The 15,281-nt window shown below is 56.7% G+C and carries 17 protein-coding genes; 10 read left to right on the top strand and 7 right to left on the bottom strand.

Features of this window, described 5'->3' with window-relative positions; translation table 11 throughout:
• The first annotated feature begins 9 nt into the window (after nucleotides 1-9).
• The 3 genes from recQ to DFP90_RS04760 all read left to right on the top strand — a co-directional run bounded on the left by recQ (nucleotide 10) and on the right by DFP90_RS04760 (nucleotide 3,332).
• On the top strand, nucleotides 10-1,842 hold the full coding sequence (gene recQ / locus DFP90_RS04770) for a DNA helicase RecQ (protein WP_115935232.1): 1,833 nt from the start codon (nucleotides 10-12) through the stop codon (nucleotides 1,840-1,842).
• A 12-nt stretch (nucleotides 1,843-1,854) separates the two neighbouring features.
• The gene (locus DFP90_RS04765) at nucleotides 1,855-2,490 is read left to right on the top strand and encodes a hypothetical protein (RefSeq protein WP_115935231.1); all 636 of its coding nucleotides are present in this window, start codon (nucleotides 1,855-1,857) and stop codon (nucleotides 2,488-2,490) included.
• A 251-nt stretch (nucleotides 2,491-2,741) separates the two neighbouring features.
• On the top strand, nucleotides 2,742-3,332 hold the full coding sequence (locus DFP90_RS04760; protein WP_181905189.1) for a PAS domain-containing protein: 591 nt from the start codon (nucleotides 2,742-2,744) through the stop codon (nucleotides 3,330-3,332).
• On the opposite strand, the gene DFP90_RS04755 is transcribed toward DFP90_RS04760, so the two are convergent.
• Nucleotides 3,329-4,411: an AbrB family transcriptional regulator gene (locus DFP90_RS04755; protein WP_115935229.1), complete on the bottom strand. Its 1,083-nt coding sequence runs from the start codon at nucleotides 4,409-4,411 to the stop codon at nucleotides 3,329-3,331. The two genes, DFP90_RS04760 and DFP90_RS04755, sit on opposite strands and share 4 nt — an antisense overlap.
• A complete protein-coding gene (locus DFP90_RS04750) occupies nucleotides 4,412-6,079 on the bottom strand; it encodes a methyl-accepting chemotaxis protein (protein ID WP_115935228.1) in 1,668 nt (555 codons plus the stop codon). It abuts the gene before it with no gap.
• 320 nt (nucleotides 6,080-6,399) lie between these two features.
• Here DFP90_RS04750 and DFP90_RS04745 point away from each other — a divergent pair, with 320 nt between their 5' ends.
• The 4 genes from DFP90_RS04745 to DFP90_RS04730 all read left to right on the top strand — a co-directional run bounded on the left by DFP90_RS04745 (nucleotide 6,400) and on the right by DFP90_RS04730 (nucleotide 10,733).
• Nucleotides 6,400-7,068: a response regulator transcription factor gene (locus tag DFP90_RS04745; RefSeq protein WP_115935227.1), complete on the top strand. Its 669-nt coding sequence runs from the start codon at nucleotides 6,400-6,402 to the stop codon at nucleotides 7,066-7,068.
• Nucleotides 7,069-8,466 carry a sensor histidine kinase gene (locus DFP90_RS04740; protein WP_115935226.1) on the top strand — a complete coding sequence of 466 codons (1,398 nt, stop codon included), beginning with the start codon at nucleotides 7,069-7,071 and terminating at the stop codon, nucleotides 8,464-8,466.
• 90 nt (nucleotides 8,467-8,556) lie between these two features.
• A complete protein-coding gene (locus DFP90_RS04735) occupies nucleotides 8,557-9,765 on the top strand; it encodes a multidrug effflux MFS transporter (protein ID WP_115935225.1) in 1,209 nt (402 codons plus the stop codon).
• Between the two features lie 143 nt (nucleotides 9,766-9,908).
• Entirely contained in the window at nucleotides 9,909-10,733 is an 825-nt protein-coding gene (locus DFP90_RS04730) for a MipA/OmpV family protein (protein WP_115935224.1), read from the top strand.
• On the opposite strand, the gene DFP90_RS04725 is transcribed toward DFP90_RS04730, so the two are convergent.
• Both DFP90_RS04725 and rpsU read right to left on the bottom strand, forming a co-directional pair.
• Nucleotides 10,734-11,174: a VOC family protein gene (locus DFP90_RS04725; protein ID WP_115935223.1), complete on the bottom strand. Its 441-nt coding sequence runs from the start codon at nucleotides 11,172-11,174 to the stop codon at nucleotides 10,734-10,736.
• A 192-nt stretch (nucleotides 11,175-11,366) separates the two neighbouring features.
• Nucleotides 11,367-11,570 (bottom strand): 30S ribosomal protein S21, encoded by a 204-nt coding sequence (gene rpsU, locus DFP90_RS04720; protein ID WP_115935533.1) that lies wholly within the window; start codon nucleotides 11,568-11,570, stop codon nucleotides 11,367-11,369.
• Nucleotides 11,571-11,737: 167 nt separating this feature from the next.
• Between rpsU and def the strand changes: the two genes are divergently transcribed.
• From def to DFP90_RS04705, 3 genes are read left to right on the top strand one after another with little or no spacing between them, the layout of a single operon-like run.
• A complete protein-coding gene (gene def, locus DFP90_RS04715) occupies nucleotides 11,738-12,307 on the top strand; it encodes a peptide deformylase (protein ID WP_115935532.1) in 570 nt (189 codons plus the stop codon).
• Nucleotides 12,307-13,005 carry a COQ9 family protein gene (locus tag DFP90_RS04710; RefSeq protein WP_115935222.1) on the top strand — a complete coding sequence of 233 codons (699 nt, stop codon included), beginning with the start codon at nucleotides 12,307-12,309 and terminating at the stop codon, nucleotides 13,003-13,005. Before def ends, DFP90_RS04710 begins: the two co-directional genes overlap by 1 nt.
• 12 nt (nucleotides 13,006-13,017) lie before the next feature.
• Nucleotides 13,018-13,365, top strand: coding sequence for a hypothetical protein (locus DFP90_RS04705; protein ID WP_115935221.1), 348 nt, complete (start codon nucleotides 13,018-13,020; stop codon nucleotides 13,363-13,365).
• 16 nt (nucleotides 13,366-13,381) lie between these two features.
• On the opposite strand, the gene DFP90_RS04700 is transcribed toward DFP90_RS04705, so the two are convergent.
• From DFP90_RS04700 to DFP90_RS04690, 3 genes are all read right to left on the bottom strand, one after another.
• Nucleotides 13,382-14,464, bottom strand: a complete 1,083-nt coding sequence (locus DFP90_RS04700) for a 5-(carboxyamino)imidazole ribonucleotide synthase (RefSeq protein WP_115935220.1) — start codon at nucleotides 14,462-14,464, stop codon at nucleotides 13,382-13,384.
• Complete coding sequence (purE, locus tag DFP90_RS04695; RefSeq protein WP_115935219.1) at nucleotides 14,457-14,951, bottom strand: 5-(carboxyamino)imidazole ribonucleotide mutase; 495 nt, start codon at nucleotides 14,949-14,951, stop codon at nucleotides 14,457-14,459. The genes DFP90_RS04700 and purE overlap by 8 nt, the downstream gene beginning before the upstream one ends.
• Before the next feature lie 76 nt (nucleotides 14,952-15,027).
• Entirely contained in the window at nucleotides 15,028-15,234 is a 207-nt protein-coding gene (locus DFP90_RS04690; RefSeq protein WP_115935218.1) for a YdcH family protein, read from the bottom strand.
• Between the last annotated feature and the right edge of the window lie 47 nt (nucleotides 15,235-15,281).

Here is a 15,281-nt window from a genome sequence, read left to right as displayed (position 1 = left end):
AATTCCATTATGTCCGGCCAGCGCGCCATAGAAATCCTGCAATCGGTTTTTGGCTTTCCGGGGTTCCGCGAAGGGCAGGATCAGGCCATCGAAGCTGTGTTGGATGATCGCCATGTTCTGGCGGTAATGCCAACAGGTGCCGGTAAATCCCTATGTTTTCAGGTGCCTGCCCTGGTCAAAGGGGGATTGACGGTTGTTATTTCCCCCTTGGTTGCCCTAATGCAGAACCAAGTGGCGATCCTGAAACTTTCCGGTGTTAAGGCGGTTACAATCAATTCCGGGCAAAGCCGGGATGAGAATGTGGCGGCCTGGCGGGCGGCGGCGTCTGGCGAGGCCAATTTGCTGTACCTTTCGCCAGAGCGTCTGATGACGGAACGGATGATCGCGGCTCTGAAAAAGCTGTCGCCAGGGTTGATTGCCATCGACGAGGCCCACTGCATATCCCAATGGGGCCCGGCTTTCCGACCGGAATATGAAGATCTGAAACATCTTAAAAACCTGTTTCCCGATATACCGATCATTGCTCTGACCGCGACGGCGGATCCACTGACACGAGAGCATATCGCGGACAAGCTGTTTGACCGGGATGCGGAAATCATTGTCACCGGTTTTGACCGGCCGAACCTCCATCTCACCGTCGAGATGAAGGTGAATTGGAAAAAACAGCTGCTGAATTTCCTGGAAGGCCGGGACAATGAAAGCGGGATCATTTATTGCCTGTCGCGTAAGAAAACCGAAGAAACCGCGCAGATGCTGCAGGACCAGGGTTATAACGCGCTGGCCTATCATGCGGGCATGGACCAGGAGAGCCGGACGGTGAACCAGGACCGGTTTATCACCGAGCCGGGCATCATCATGGTGGCGACCATTGCCTTTGGCATGGGGATCGACAAACCGGATATCCGCTTTGTCTTCCATACCGACCTGCCGGGCAGTCCGGAGGCCTATTACCAGGAAATCGGCCGTGCGGGGCGTGACCGCAATGAAGCGGTTGTCCATATGCTCTATGGGCTTGATGACATCCGCATGCGCCGGACTTTTATTGAAAATGAAGGCGGCGGCGAAGAGCGCGCCCGTCGCGAGCATCAACGCCTGGACGCATTGTTGGCCTATTGCGAAGCGCCGGAATGCCGCCGCCGGACATTGCTCGATTATTTTGGTGAACAGATCGAGGCCTGCGGCAAATGCGACTGCTGCAACAATCCGGCGGAAACCGTTGAGGGGGATGAAGTTGGCCGAGTGATCCTGGGGGTGGTCGAGGCCACAGGCCAGCGCTATGGTGCCGGGCATATTGTTGATGTGATCACCGGCAAGTCGAATGAGAAAATCCTGCAGATGGGGCATGATTCCCTGTCCGCCTATGGATCGGGAAAAGCCCATAAGGCCCCGCAATGGCGCGGCATCATCCGCCAATTGGTGGCGGCGGGCTTCCTGGCGATCGACATTCGGGGCTATGGGGCCCTTGTGATCACGGATAAGGGGCGCGCTCTGGTCAAAGGCGACACCGCCTTTCGCTATCGGCTGGATGTGGTGCAGGATCGTGCGAAGACCTCCCGTGTGGCCAGGGCATCGCGACCGGCGATAGAAGTCAATCGTGAGGCGGAAGGATTGTTACAGCATCTAAAGGAATTGCGCCTGCAATTCGCCCGCGAGCGCAATGTGCCGGCCTACGTGATCTTCACGGATCGGACCTTGATTGATATGGCGAATAAACGCCCGCAAAGCACAGGTGATTTTGCCAAAGTGCATGGGGTGGGTGAGGCGAAATTGCGAGATTTCGCACCAACTTTCATAGAGGCGATTACCCATTATCAATCCATGGATGCCATTGCCATTCATTAGAGGTGGGGTACTATGTCCGGCATGACCGATGAGGATCGTGACCTGATTATGTTAAGCCAGCCGGCCCCTGCTGTCGGGCGGGTCGACGAACCCGATGTGGTCGGTCTGCATTTGGTCTCGGATAAGGATATCGAGACCCTGAAGCAGGCGGCTTCGAGATTGCGGGACAGGAAAGAGCTGCCCGAAGAATGCCATGCCTTGCTGGAGGCGGTGGATACCGTGTTGATCAAAGGCGGTTGGGGTGAAAAAACGGTTGCGCCGGTTTCGCCTGCGCCAATGGTGCCGCTGGCCAACGAACTGCCGGAAGGGGAGGTTGTGGAAGGGCACAGCCTGTCGCGACCGGGCAGGGGCGTGGATCAGGCTGTCAACAAGCCCCAGAAATCGAAAAATGACGACGAGGCCGGCGACGACGCGGCTGAACAGAAATCCGCCGCGCAATGGAGCGGTGATAATGTTGCTTTCCCGATTGAGTTGATGGGGATTTTGCATGATTCCATCCGGGAATTGGCCGAAACCTCGGCGGATGGGGATGATAACCCTGCCCGGGATGCGCTGATGGGGCTGATTGACCAAATGGAAGGGATTCTGGAAGCGTTGCCGGGCTCGGAAAATTTGGAATTGTTGAATCAGCTGAAACGGCGGAAATGAGCCCCTCAGGTTCTCTTTTAAAATGTTTCTTCCCTTGAAAGAGTCAAATATCCCATTCTCCTCCGATTTCTTAACATGTTGTTAAGGGATTCACGCTATTGAATCCGGTCGGGTCCCGCGGAAGCAGGGTTGAGCCACGGGACCTGGTCAGGCAATGCAGAGCTTTCTGTATCTGCGACCGGGGTGGATGATCAACAATTGGGTGGGTGAGACTTTCTGATATGGGCCAGACGCACGTTCCGACTGACAGGATGAGTATCCTGTGTCGTTCCCTCTATGCTTATTGGGAAACCATCCGCGGGGCGCGGGCCATGCCCTCCAGAAGTGATTTTGAACCGCTGGATGTGCCGAAACTGCTGCCCTATGTATTCCTGCTTGATGTGCAGCAGGAACCACTGGATTTCCACTACAGGATTGTCGGTGAAACCATCATTCGGTTCTCCGGACAAAATCTTATGGGTCAATGGGCCAGCGCACTGGATCGTCACCGTGACCCCAGCCCGGTTTGGGCCTTATTGCGCAACACCGTGAATGACCGTGTTCCGCGCCTGATCCATTTCTCCTATTCCGCCGGGGATATCACCGTCAGCCATCTGCCGGTCCTGGCTCTGCCACTGTCTGATGACGGAATAACCGTGAACAAGATCGTTGGCATGGTTGATTATGCCGAATGTATTGAAAAGCGCCTGATGCCAAGACAGTTGGAGCGCAAACAGCGGCTGATGGAAGAGGTTGAGACTGTTGCTGCGGACGGCACCTCAGTGAATGGGCCTGAAAAGGACGGCGGTGCGCTCGGGGATGACAATCGGCAATCGGACGCGACTTTCTATAACGCCCTTTAAGGGGCTCTCTCCGGGCTTCCGGCAAACATTTTCCCCAATAATGGCGCAGAAACCAGAATCAATGTGATACGGGCCAGGTGATGCAGCGCCACGAAGCTGGGGTCGACATTCAATGATAGCGCGATCAGACACATTTCCGCCACACCACCGGGGGCGAAGGCCAGCAGGACCGCCAGCAACTCCAGATCCAGAAGATTTGCCACCAACAGGCTTGCCAGATAGGTGACGGCAAAAAGCAGGATGATGTTGGCAAATGCATGCAGGATGAAGGGGGTGAGGCTGCGCAGCGGCATTCCGGCAAAACGGCTGCCGATTGCTGAACCGAGCACCCAGAGGGTGATATCCAGCAAAATCGGTGGCAGGCCGTTTTCAACAAAACCAAAAATATGAAGGGCTGCGCTGACCAACATTGGGCCGGTCATCTGGGGGGCTGGTATGCGAAGAGCCCTCGCGACAAACAGGCCTGCCAACGCTCCGCCAATCAGGATCAGGCTGTCCATGGGATCGAGCGGGTTGATCTCCAGGACCGCCTGGCTCGCCGGTGACATATCCAGAATGCCGTAGACCAGCACGGGGGTGAAGAAGACCACCAGTACCACCCTCAGCCCTTGAACAAGAGCGATCTGCTGTTCGACCCCGCCGCAGGCGGCCCCCAGCACCGTCATCGGCGTGAGCCCGCCCGGTGTCGCGGAAAACAAGGCGGTGATCCGGTCCATGCCCGATACCATGCGGTAATAGAGATAGGAAAAGCCCGATGCCGCGATGACAAATACAATCACAGAGACGAGGCTTGCTGGCCAGAGATGAACCTGATTGAGCATATCCGGCGTGAAGGTGCTACCCAGAAAAGTGCCCAAAATGATCAGCATGCCGGATCTAAGCCCGGTCGGGACGAAGATCGGTGAATTCATCATGCTGGCGGTGATGGTTGCAGCCATGGCACCGATCATCCAGGCAAGTGGCAGCTCGATAGCATGGGCCAAGCCGCCGCCCATGCCGCCAAGGGCCAATGCCAGAGCCAGCTTCGGCCAGGAAATGCCTTGAAGGCGGGTTAACGCCTTTCCGCATGTTTGCTTCATTCAACTGGCTTCCTGAACGACAGAGATGAACCCGTTGATGGCCTGTCGCAAAGCGGCCACCTGTGTTTCTACCGCTCTTGTTGCGGTGACGACTTTTTCCGTGCCCTGGACATTATCACCGGCGCGCCGGTCGACCACGGAAACCATGGAGGCCACATTGCCGGCGCTGCTGTTGGCCTGTTGAATGTTATCGGAAATGCCGCTTGTCGCGGCCCCTTGCTGTTCGACGGCAGATGCGATGGCGGTGGAGATGGAATCCACTTCGTTGATGGTTTCCGTTACGGAGGTCAAGGCGTCAACCACATCACTGGTATGGCCCCGTATCTGATTGACCTGCGTGGTGATATCCTCGGTCGCTTTGGCGGTCTGGGTGGCCAGGGATTTGACTTCGTTGGCGACCACGGCAAAGCCTTTGCCCGCATCCCCGGCGCGCGCCGCTTCAATGGTTGCGTTCAGCGCCAGCAGATTGGTCTGGTCGGCGATCTCGGTGATCATGGTGACCACATCACCGATTTTTTCCGCGGTGGCTGCCAGTGTGTTGACCTGGGCGGCGCTATGTTCGCTGGCGTTACGCGCACGGCTTGAAACAACGGTCGCCTGCGCCAGCTGGCCGCTGATCTCCCGGATCGCCTGGGACAGCCCCTGGGACGCTTCGGACACGGAATTGAGATTTTGGGAGACCTGCCGGATTCCGGCATCCGCCTCGGCCGTCTGGGTGGTGGTTTCCTTGGCGGACTGGTTCATTTCACCAGAGGCCTGGCGCATGATGTTGAAATTGCCTTCAAAGGCCTCCAGGGTTTCGGTCACCGACAAATTGAACGCTTTGACTGCCTCTGTCAGCTGCTGGTGGCGTTTGCGGGTTCGTTCGGCCTGCTGTTCCTGGCTAGCCTGCAAATTGTCGGCGGCCTGGGATTTTTCCTGTAAAACCTTGAGGGATCTGACCATCTGCCCAACTTCATCTGTCCGCTCAGCATCCTTGAAGGCGGCAGTATAATCACCATTGGCAATTTTCTCGATATTATGGGATGTGCGGATAAGCGGCCGGGCGATTAGGCGGGAAATCAGGAACGTGACCAAAACTGCCACCAGGATCGCGATAACAACAGCGATAGTATAGGCGGTATTGGCCGCGTTGATCCGCTCTACGGCGGTGGCGACATTATCTTTGGCGGAGCTATCAGTCCGGGCTTTGGCGTTTTCAAGCTCGGGAGCCAGGGCAGTATAGGCTTCGTCCACGCTGGTGATGACCGAAAGTGCCTGGCCGAAATTGAAGGCTTGCTCGAATGCGCCGACTGCTTCGACATAATGGTTGAAGGCCTGTTCCAGGCTGTTGGTGCGGCTGGAATCCATCAAGGCCAGGAAAGTGCGTGATTCTTCCAGGTCTGTTGCCAGGGATTGCAGCAGGCTGTCCACCTGACCGGCATTGATACCGTTAGAATCCCAGGTCAGGATCCGGAAAAGATTGCCATGCACCCGGATCAGGGTCGCCCGCAGGGACTGGGTTGCGGCTGCTTGGGCGAAGGCGCTGGACTCCAGGGTCTGCAATGTCCGCTTTTCCGCTGAGAAAATCAGGCTGGATGACAGCCACATGCCTGATATCACCAATAGAAGGAAAACGGGTGCGATGAAGAGCTTGATGCTCACCGGAAAATTGTTCAACCAACGCATGATTATACTGCTCCCAGGCGGTTTTCTGTGCGGACAAGTTGTGTCCCAACCGGTGTCGGTCTCCAAAATGGGTGTTTTTTTGGGGGGGTGTTTTCACCAAGCCAAACAATCCGGACCGTTGCAGGCTAGGGGCGGAACCTTTCGTGGACCTGTCAGCGGTGAAAGATCATCGGATGACAGGATGGCGAAAGTTCTTTTCTCTATCATCACAATAAGATGCCGGTTTCCCAATTCACTCCGGATCGGGTTATGATATCTTTCTGCCGCAAAGGGAAAAAGCAGCGGCCAGGCGGCGCATAAGCGAGGGCAGGCAATAAGCAATGAGACTGTTGGTGGTGGAAGATAATGCGGCCCTGGCCGATGGTGTCAGCAAGGCGCTCCGCGATGACGGATATGCGGTGGACCTTGTCACCGATGGCAATGAGGCGGCCGATATCCTGCTGGTCCAGGATTATGACCTGATTGTGCTGGATCTTAATCTACCGGGCCAGGACGGCCTGTCGATCCTCAAAAACTATCGTGCCAGGGGCGGGCGGGCGCAGGTCATGATCCTGACGGCCAGGGATTCGGTGGATGACCGGGTTCGGGGGCTGGATATCGGGGCCGATGACTATCTGACCAAGCCTTTCGAACTGCAGGAACTGGAAGCCCGGGTCCGGGCCCTGATGCGTCGCGGCAGCGGGCAAAAATCACCGGTGATCCAATGCGGCGCACTCAGCTATGACACGGTGGCGAGACAGGCCAGCCTGGGGGGGGCTCTGCTGGATCTGCCCCGGCGGGAATTGTGCCTGTTGGAAGTGCTGCTTTCCAGGGCCGGTCATGTGATCAGCAAGGATCATATCGCCGAGCGACTGGCTAGTTTTGACGAGGAAATCAGCCCCAATGCGGTTGAGATTTACATCAGTCGGCTGCGCAAACGATTCCATGACCATGATATCAACATCAAAACAGTACGCGGGCTCGGTTACCTTATGGAGATCAATAGCTGAATGAGCTGGCGTGACCGATCCCTCCGGCGGCGTCTGCTGCTTTGGCTGCTGGGGCCTTTGGCCCTGGTCAGCGCGGTGATGATGATCGAAGTGCATACCAGCGCCAGCAAGGCTGCCAATGAGGCCTATGATCGTGTGTTGCTGGGCGCGGCGTTGGCGATTACCGAACGTGTGCTGGTGCGTGACGGCCAGTTGGATGTGGATATTCCCTATGTAGCGCTGGAAATGCTGACCAATGCGGCGCAGGACCGGGTTTTTTATCGGGTGGATGATGGCAGCAGTGGCTTTGTCACAGGATATGATAACCTGCCGCTGCCGCCCGAACGTTTTCTGCCGCTGGGGGATGACCCGGTTTTCTATGATGCCGTTTACAATGGTGAAACGGTCCGGATCGGCGTGGTCTCGCGATTTGTCACCAGTCCTGGCCTGTCCACCCGTTACCGTGTGATGGTCGCGGAAACCGTGGATGCCCGGGGTAACCTGATCGCGGAACTGACCGCCAGCGCGGCCCTGCGCCAACTGGCCTTGATCTGTATTGCTGGTGTGATCACCTGGTTTGGTATCGGTTGGGGGCTGCGTCCGCTGGCCCGCCTGCAGGAGGCGCTGAACCGGCGAAGTCCGGGCGATCTTAGGCCGATTGAACATGATGTGCCCTATGAAGTGCTGCATCTGGTGGGCGCGATAAACGCGCTGATGACGCGCCTTGGAGACAGTATTGCCGCCATGCAGCGTTTTACGTCCAACGCGGCCCATCAATTGCGCACCCCGCTCTCGGCGATTATGACCCAGGTTGAATTGGCCAGCCGCGAGGATGACCCAAAAAAGCTGAATCAGCGACTGACCCATGTTCAGGATGGCACCCGCCAGACCGCAAGACTGGTTTCGCAGCTGCTCACCTTGGCCCGGGCCGAGCCGAACGAGCGTATGGGCGACTTCCTGGAGCTGGATTTCCGCCAACTATGCGAGGCGGTGACCAGAAATTGCGTGCCGCGTGCGCTTGAAAAATCCACAGATCTGGGATTCGAAGCATCGGAGGGTGAAATCAATGTGCGCGGTATGCCAGCCCTGTTGGAGGAGATGCTGGTCAACCTGATCGATAATGCACTGACCTATTGCCCGTCGGGCAGTCATGTCACGGTAAGGGTCGCGGTGAGGGAAGGCCGGGTGTTTCTGGAAGTTGAAGACAACGGACCCGGCATTCCCGAAAAAGAATATGACCGGATATTCGAGCGGTTTTATCGGTTGGATCGACCACAGGCCGAAGATGGCTGCGGGCTGGGACTTGCAATTGTGCGTGAGATTGCTGCCCGTCATGGCGGGGCTGTCCGGTTGAGGGGTGCAAAAGGCGGTAAGGGGCTGGTGGTTGCAATCGAACTGCCGCTTGCCGAACCGGTCTGAATGGTTGAAAGTGAAACGATGTTGCGGTCATTGTTCTGTTTGTCAGAACGGATGCGGACAAGATAAAAACGCTCATACGGAACAATAGGCATGAAGATCCAACTTTCAGGAGCCTCCTGGATCATACCGGCGTTATTGATGATGGCCAGCGCGACGAGCATCCTGGCGACGGATCTCTATGCGCCCAGCCTGCCGCATCTCCCGGAATTTTTTCAAACCGACAATGACATGGTGAAACTCACCATGTCATTGAATGTGATGGGCTATGCGGTGGCACAGCTATTCTATGGCCCGCTTGCAGACCGGTTCGGCCGGCGCCCGGTCATGCTGGCCGGCATGGCGGGTTTTATTCTGTTCAGCCTGGCCTGTGCGCTCGCCGATTCCATTGAGTTTCTGATTGCTGCACGGGTGTTGCAGGGGCTGACCGCCTGTGCGGAGGCAGTGGTTGCCTTGCTGGTGATCCGGGATCTTTATGACGAGGATGACAGCGTCAAACTGATGGGCTTTTATGGCATGACCATCAGTCTGGCTCCTGCGGTCGGGCCGATCATCGGCGGCTATGTCCATGTCTGGCTCGGCTGGCGTGCCAATTTCTATCTTCTGACGGGATTGGCCTTGGTTGTCACCGCCTTGATCCTGATTTATCTGCCGGAAACCGGGACAAGAGAAAAGGGGGCAGCCCGCCCGGGCAGGATTTTGCGGGATTACACGAAACTGCTCTGCTGCCGGGAATATCTGTCCTATGCCATTCCGTTAGGGGCTGTGATGGGCGGGTTGTTTGCCTTCATCACCGAGGCCCCCTTTGTGTTGATTGATTTGATGGGGGTTCCCACGCAGTCTTTCGGATATTACCAGGCAGTGATCGTGGTCGCCTATTTCCTGGGCAGCCTCGCGGCAAGCGGGGCGGTTAAAAAGGTCGGGGTGGAAAAGCTGACCCAGGGGGGGCTATGTCTGGTGGCCGGCGGGGGCATATTGTTGATGATGATGGCTCGGTTGATCGATTTGACCCCCATGTTGATTGCCGGGGGCATGACGATCTTTGCAATCGGATTGGGGTTGGTCTTTGCCTCTGCCCCGATCCGGGCAATGGATTGTGCGCCGACCGGGCGCGGGCCGTCTGCGGCGATGCTGGGGGCATTGGAGATGGGCGGCGCGGGGCTTGGTTCGCTGACAGTCGGGCTATTGAATGATGGCACGGACTGGCCCCTGGCCGTTGGGGTCGGTGGATTTTCGCTCGTGGCTCTATTGCTTTATCTAGGGCTTCGCGGGGGCGATACCCGGCAATTGTCCTCGACCTGATCCGGCCCCAACATTCCACAGAATTGGGCAGTTTTGTGGCTGTGGTACAGTCTGATACAAAATAGGCCTGCGGCGGGGAAAGTTTTGCGACAACCGGCCGCTATATCTCGATCATCCAAAATGAAGATGATCGAGATTGTAAAATGACTGAGAGATTTGAAAGACTGTTGCTGGGCTGCGGGCTGGTTATGCTGATTGGAACGGCAGGTGTCGGCGTGGCCCAGGCTCAGGAAAACGCCCCTATATCAAATGGCAAAGACGGCAAGGCATTAAGCGGAGAGGAACTCCAAGGTTCCGTCGGAATGATGGGCATGGTAGCCCCTGAATATGAGGGCAGTGATGAATATGAACTAAGTCCTCTGCCCAATATCGATGTGCGCTATGGCGATCACGTTTTCCTGAATATGCAGGATGGCTTAGGGGTTAACCCGTTAGTTGGTGAAAATTACCGCCTGGGGATGGCTCTGGGCTATAAGCTTGGCCGGGATGAGGATGATTCCGACTACCTGCAGGGCATGGGCGATATTGATGGCGGGGCGACGGCGTCCCTGCTGGGTGGGTACGATCTCGGGCCTGTCACCCTGTCGGGAAAGTTGAGTCATCAATTCACCGGTGAGGATGATGCCGGCATGCGCGCGGATTTTAAACTGGCGGCCCCGTTGAAGGCAGCGGACAAAATCACCCTGACCCCGTTTGTGTCCACCAGCTATCTCAGCGATGACTATGCCAGTACCTATTTCGGTGTCAGCGCCAGTCAGGCGGCCTCTTCTGGCAATGCCGAATATGACCCGGAGGGCGGTTTCAAGGATGTCACGCTTGCCATGAATGCCCGATATGAGCTGAACCAGGATTGGGTCCTGACCGGGACGGTCGGTTACAGCCGTTTGGTGGGAGATGCGGCGGACAGCCCCCTGGTCAAGGATGAAAACCAGTTTTTCACCGGTTTTGGTGCCAGCTATAAATTCTGATCACCCAATCGGTTGGCTTGGAACCCAGCAATAGCCGTCCGGATCCAGAATGAAACATTCCCGCATGCCGTGGGGCTTGTCCATGGAGCCGGCAAGAATGATATCGCCCCGGTCACGCGCGATTGCCTCGGCGTGATCGGGGGCGCGATCGTAGAGCCGCAATTCTATGCCCGCCCCCCGGCCATCCAGGTCTTTGACAAAGCCGCTGAGCGGATGGTCGCCATAAGTATGGTCTGCATGAACCATCCATTCAAAGCCCGATGCCTGGAAGATGGCGATATCCTCATTCCAGTAACGGGTATGCGCCTGCAGGACTTGCTCGCAAAAAGCAATAGTGCGTTCAATATCACTCACCAGGAGATTGATGCCGAACCCACGCAGGGACCGTCCATAATCATCGCCGGAAATCTCCCATTCGGGTCTGGTGCTTTTACTGCTCATCTTCCTGTTTCCTGACTGATCCTGCTTGGCGGGAGGATGCCTTTGTGGAAAGGCAGGGCAAAAGGACCATTTGTGATGAAAGGAAAGGGGCCATTTCGGAAAAAAACGGGTCCCTGAAACGCAAAAACGCCCCCGAAGCTTTCCGAGGACGTTTGCGACAAACAATTAAGTTTGTGTGCTTGGCTTGTGGCCTTAGTAACCTTCGCGCTCAAGACGCTTCCGCAGAAGCTTGCGATGGCGACGCTGGGCTTCAGCTTTTTCGCGGGCCTTCTTCTCAGACGGCTTTTCGAAATGACGACGAAGCTTCATCTCGCGGAAAATGCCTTCACGCTGCATTTTTTTCTTCAATGCACGCAGAGCCTGGTCCACATTGTTATCGCGTACGACAACCTGCACTTGCACTCACCTACTTTCTAGAAAAGAAAAGGGTTATCCCGCAAGCTTGTCCTGCGGGCTGGCCACTGTATAGCACGGTTGGCGGCAAAAGGGAAGGGGCAGAATCCTAAGCGATTTCGGGTCCTTTGGCCTTGCTGCGCGGGGGCTTCGATATCATATTGCTTCCCATGGCTATTTTGAAAATCGCCCGTATGGGCCACCCTGTCCTCAACCGGCCGGCGGATCCGGTTGAGGATCCCGATGTACTAGAGATCAGACAATTGGTCTCGGACATGGTTGAAACCATGCTGGATGCCGGCGGAACGGGCCTGGCGGCTCCCCAGGTGCATGTGCCGTTGCGGGTCCTGGTGTATTTTGTGGCAAAAGGTCGCGGGCGTGGCCCCGCGGCCGAGGATGTGCCCCTGACCGTGCTGGTCAATCCGGTTGTGACACCACTTGATGATGAGATGGATTATGATTGGGAGGGATGTCTGTCCGTCCCCGGTTTGACAGGGCTTGTGCCCCGGTACAAGCGCATTCGTCTCGAGGCGATCGATCTGGAAGGTAACCGGATCGAAGAGGATTTAAGTGGTTTTCATGCGCGTGTGATCCAGCATGAATATGATCATCTGGACGGGGTTTTATATCCCCAGCGTATGGATGATCTCTCTTTATTGATGTATTCAGAAGAAATGAAACATGGGATGCCGGAAAAAGCGAAGCAGCTTTTGGAGGCTAAGTCTGCAGGAGAAGAATAATGGCCACGAAAACGGATCGGCAGGTGGATGAGATAGCGGCCCTTCGGGACCGGCTGATAGATGCCGCGGTTGAGCATGTGCCGTTTGATGGCTGGGGGCGCGAAGCACTGGCCCTTGCAGCCGACGATATCGGGATTGATCTTGATACTGCCAGCCGGCATTTCCCGGGCGGTGCGCGCGATATGATTTCCTGGCACAGTCAGATGGCCGACCGCCGTATGCTGGCTGCGCTAGAGGCCGGCGGACTGAAAGAGATGAAAATCCGGGACCGGATTAAATGCGCGGTCAAGACGCGGCTGGATCAAAATCAGGAACAGAAAGAAGCAATCCGCAAGGCGCTGAGTTTCTTGAGCATGCCGGGCAATACGGTGCTGGCAACCAAGCTCTTGTACCGGACGGTGGATGATATGTGGTTCGCGGCGGGGGATACCTCCACGGACTGGAATTTCTATACCAAGCGCAGCTTGCTGTCGGGTGTATACAGCTCCACTCTGTTATATTGGCTGGCGGATCATTCCGAAGATCATAAAGACACCTGGGCGTTTCTGGATCGGCGGATCGAGAATGTGATGCAGGTACCGAAACTGACGGGTGCGGTAAGCAAGGTCGCCTGTTGGCTTCCCCGGCGTTTTGGGGCGGTAAAGGCTTTCCGTGCGGGCGCGCGGTCCGAAATGCGCGGCCGCGGGCGGTTTGCCTGACGGGGCCGATTGATGGGCCAGCGCTCTCCTTTTGAGCCGGAATTTCACGAGGCGGAAGCAGATGATCCGCGCATGGCGGCCCGGTTACAGGCGCGCAATGTGATCATCGGTTCGGCCGTGGTGATGATCCCGTTATCGGTGATCATGCTGATTATCACGATGATTGTTTGGAAATCCGTTCCGGATCTGCCGTCGGATCTGTGGGCCAGCGCGCTTCTCCATCCCTTCCTGTCGGCCGGGCTTTTGCTGCTGGCGCTCAGCATTCACCGCCGGGGAGGATATCGGATATCCTCTGTCCTGGCGGTTCTGCCTGTTGTAAATCTTGTGTATTTCATTGGGCGGTTCCTAAGCTGGGCTTGAAGGAACCCGAACGGCCTTAATCCTGGTCGGTGAAAAGCCGGTTCACATGCCCCATCTTGCGGCCGGCCTTGATGGCGGTCTTGCCATAAAGATGCAGGTGGGCACCGGGTTCCTTCAGGTAATCCATCCAGCGATTGATATCATTGCCCAGCAGATTCTGCATCTCAGCGCGTCCGAGGCGCTCTACGGAACCGAGCGGCAGGCCGCATACGGCGCGCACCAGTTGTTCAAACTGTGAGGTGACACAGGCGTCCTGGGTCCAATGGCCGGAATTATGCGGGCGCGGGGCGACTTCATTGACCAGAATCCGGCCATCCTCTGCAACAAACATCTCAACGGCGAGCAGGCCGACCAGATTAAGGTTCTCCGCAGCCGTGACGGCGATTTCCACAGCTTTTTCCGACTGCTCGGGCGTGATGCCGGCGGGTACGATCGTCTTGTCCAGGATATGATTGCGATGCTGGTTTTCCACCGGCTCATAGGCTTTGACCTCGCCGGAAACACTGCGCGCGACAATCACCGATATTTCCTTGCTGAAGGACACAAAGCCTTCCAGGATGCAGCGGGTGCTGCCCAGTTCGCGCCAGGCGGCAATCGGGTCAACACCCTTTTCAATCTTGGCCTGGCCCTTGCCATCATAGCCGAAACGGGCGGTTTTCAATACGGACGGGCGGCCCAGTTTTTCCAGTGCAATATCCAGCTCTTCCGCATTGCTGGCCGATGCCCAGGGTGCGGTTTCAATGCCGCAGTCATTCAGAAAACTTTTTTCCAGAATGCGGTCCTGGGAGACTTCCAGCACTTTCGGGCCTGGATGGACCGGGACATAGCGTTCCAGGATCTGCAGGGTTTTGACCGGGACATTTTCAAATTCCAGGGTGACGACATCCACCTTGGAGACAAATTTCAACAACGCCGCTTCGCTCTCATAATCCGCAGAAAGATGGCTGGCGGAAACGAGAGAGGCCGGGCAGTTTCTTTCCGGTTCGAAAATGTGGCAGCGATAGCCCAAGTTGGCGGCGGCCAGGGCGGTCATCCGGCCAAGCTGGCCACCGCCCAGAATGCCGATATTGCTGCCGGGGGGGATGATTGCCTTATGCATCGTCGCTGGGCTCCTCGGCAACAGAGGCGGTCTGTCGGGCACGCCATTCATCCAGGGCGGTTGCAATGGCATTGTCATTCAAGGCCAGAACAGACCCGGCCAGCAAAGCGGCATTGATGGCACCGGCCTTGCCGATGGCCAGGGTGCCGACGGGCACGCCGCCCGGCATCTGGACGATGGAAAGCAGGCTGTCCTGGCCCTTCAATGTTTTGGATTCGATCGGAACGCCGAAAACCGGCAGGGGGGTCATGGCGGCTGTCATGCCCGGCAAATGGGCGGCACCGCCGGCACCGGCGATAATGACTTTCAAGCCGCGGTTACGCGCGCTTTCCGCATACTCGACCAGTCGGCCAGGCGTGCGGTGGGCGGACACAATCTTCGCCTCAAAGGGGATGCCGAGGGCTTCAAGTGTCTCGGCGGCATGTTTCATCGTCGGCCAGTCGGACTGGCTGCCCATGATGATGCCCACCTGCGGTTTGTCGGTCATGATGGATGCTCCTGATCGCCGGAAAGCCGGGAGTATAGGAATATAGGCTATTTTCGCAAGAGGCGATTAACGCCACTCAGGCGATGATATCGGGAATCAGCAAGGCTTCTATCCGGGCGATCTCATCCTTGATCGCTAGCTTACGTTTTTTGAGCCGCTGCATCTGCAATTGGTCATAGGGAATGCGTTCCGTCAGTCGGTCAATGACATCGTCCAGATCCCGATGTTCGGATTTTAATTCTTCGATCTGGTGAAGAAGGACCAGTTCTTCCTGCTCATCCATGGGCGATTGCTGCTATATAGAATGTGAAAACCGTTGGAGAATCGGTC

Source organism: Aestuariispira insulae, assembly GCF_003385955.1.
Classification (GTDB): Bacteria; Pseudomonadota; Alphaproteobacteria; order UBA8366; family Aestuariispiraceae; genus Aestuariispira; species Aestuariispira insulae.
The sequence above is the reverse complement of the archived record's forward strand: the minus strand, read 5'-3'. Positions and strand labels throughout refer to the sequence as shown.

Excerpts from the sequence above, each read along its gene's own strand:
- recQ (WP_115935232.1), top strand. The coding sequence starts at position 10 with ATGTCCGGCCAGCGCGCCATAGAAATCCTGCAATCGGTTTTTGGCTTT.
- DFP90_RS04765 (WP_115935231.1), top strand. The coding sequence starts at position 1,855 with ATGTCCGGCATGACCGATGAGGATCGTGACCTGATTATGTTAAGCCAG.
- DFP90_RS04760 (WP_181905189.1), top strand. The coding sequence starts at position 2,742 with ATGAGTATCCTGTGTCGTTCCCTCTATGCTTATTGGGAAACCATCCGC.
- DFP90_RS04755 (WP_115935229.1), bottom strand. The coding sequence starts at position 4,411 with ATGAAGCAAACATGCGGAAAGGCGTTAACCCGCCTTCAAGGCATTTCC.
- DFP90_RS04750 (WP_115935228.1), bottom strand. The coding sequence starts at position 6,079 with ATGCGTTGGTTGAACAATTTTCCGGTGAGCATCAAGCTCTTCATCGCA.
- DFP90_RS04745 (WP_115935227.1), top strand. The coding sequence starts at position 6,400 with ATGAGACTGTTGGTGGTGGAAGATAATGCGGCCCTGGCCGATGGTGTC.
- DFP90_RS04740 (WP_115935226.1), top strand. The coding sequence starts at position 7,069 with ATGAGCTGGCGTGACCGATCCCTCCGGCGGCGTCTGCTGCTTTGGCTG.
- DFP90_RS04735 (WP_115935225.1), top strand. The coding sequence starts at position 8,557 with ATGAAGATCCAACTTTCAGGAGCCTCCTGGATCATACCGGCGTTATTG.
- DFP90_RS04730 (WP_115935224.1), top strand. The coding sequence starts at position 9,909 with ATGACTGAGAGATTTGAAAGACTGTTGCTGGGCTGCGGGCTGGTTATG.
- DFP90_RS04725 (WP_115935223.1), bottom strand. The coding sequence starts at position 11,174 with ATGAGCAGTAAAAGCACCAGACCCGAATGGGAGATTTCCGGCGATGAT.
- def (WP_115935532.1), top strand. The coding sequence starts at position 11,738 with ATGGCTATTTTGAAAATCGCCCGTATGGGCCACCCTGTCCTCAACCGG.
- DFP90_RS04710 (WP_115935222.1), top strand. The coding sequence starts at position 12,307 with ATGGCCACGAAAACGGATCGGCAGGTGGATGAGATAGCGGCCCTTCGG.
- DFP90_RS04705 (WP_115935221.1), top strand. The coding sequence starts at position 13,018 with ATGGGCCAGCGCTCTCCTTTTGAGCCGGAATTTCACGAGGCGGAAGCA.
- DFP90_RS04700 (WP_115935220.1), bottom strand. The coding sequence starts at position 14,464 with ATGCATAAGGCAATCATCCCCCCCGGCAGCAATATCGGCATTCTGGGC.
- purE (WP_115935219.1), bottom strand. The coding sequence starts at position 14,951 with ATGACCGACAAACCGCAGGTGGGCATCATCATGGGCAGCCAGTCCGAC.
- DFP90_RS04690 (WP_115935218.1), bottom strand. The coding sequence starts at position 15,234 with ATGGATGAGCAGGAAGAACTGGTCCTTCTTCACCAGATCGAAGAATTA.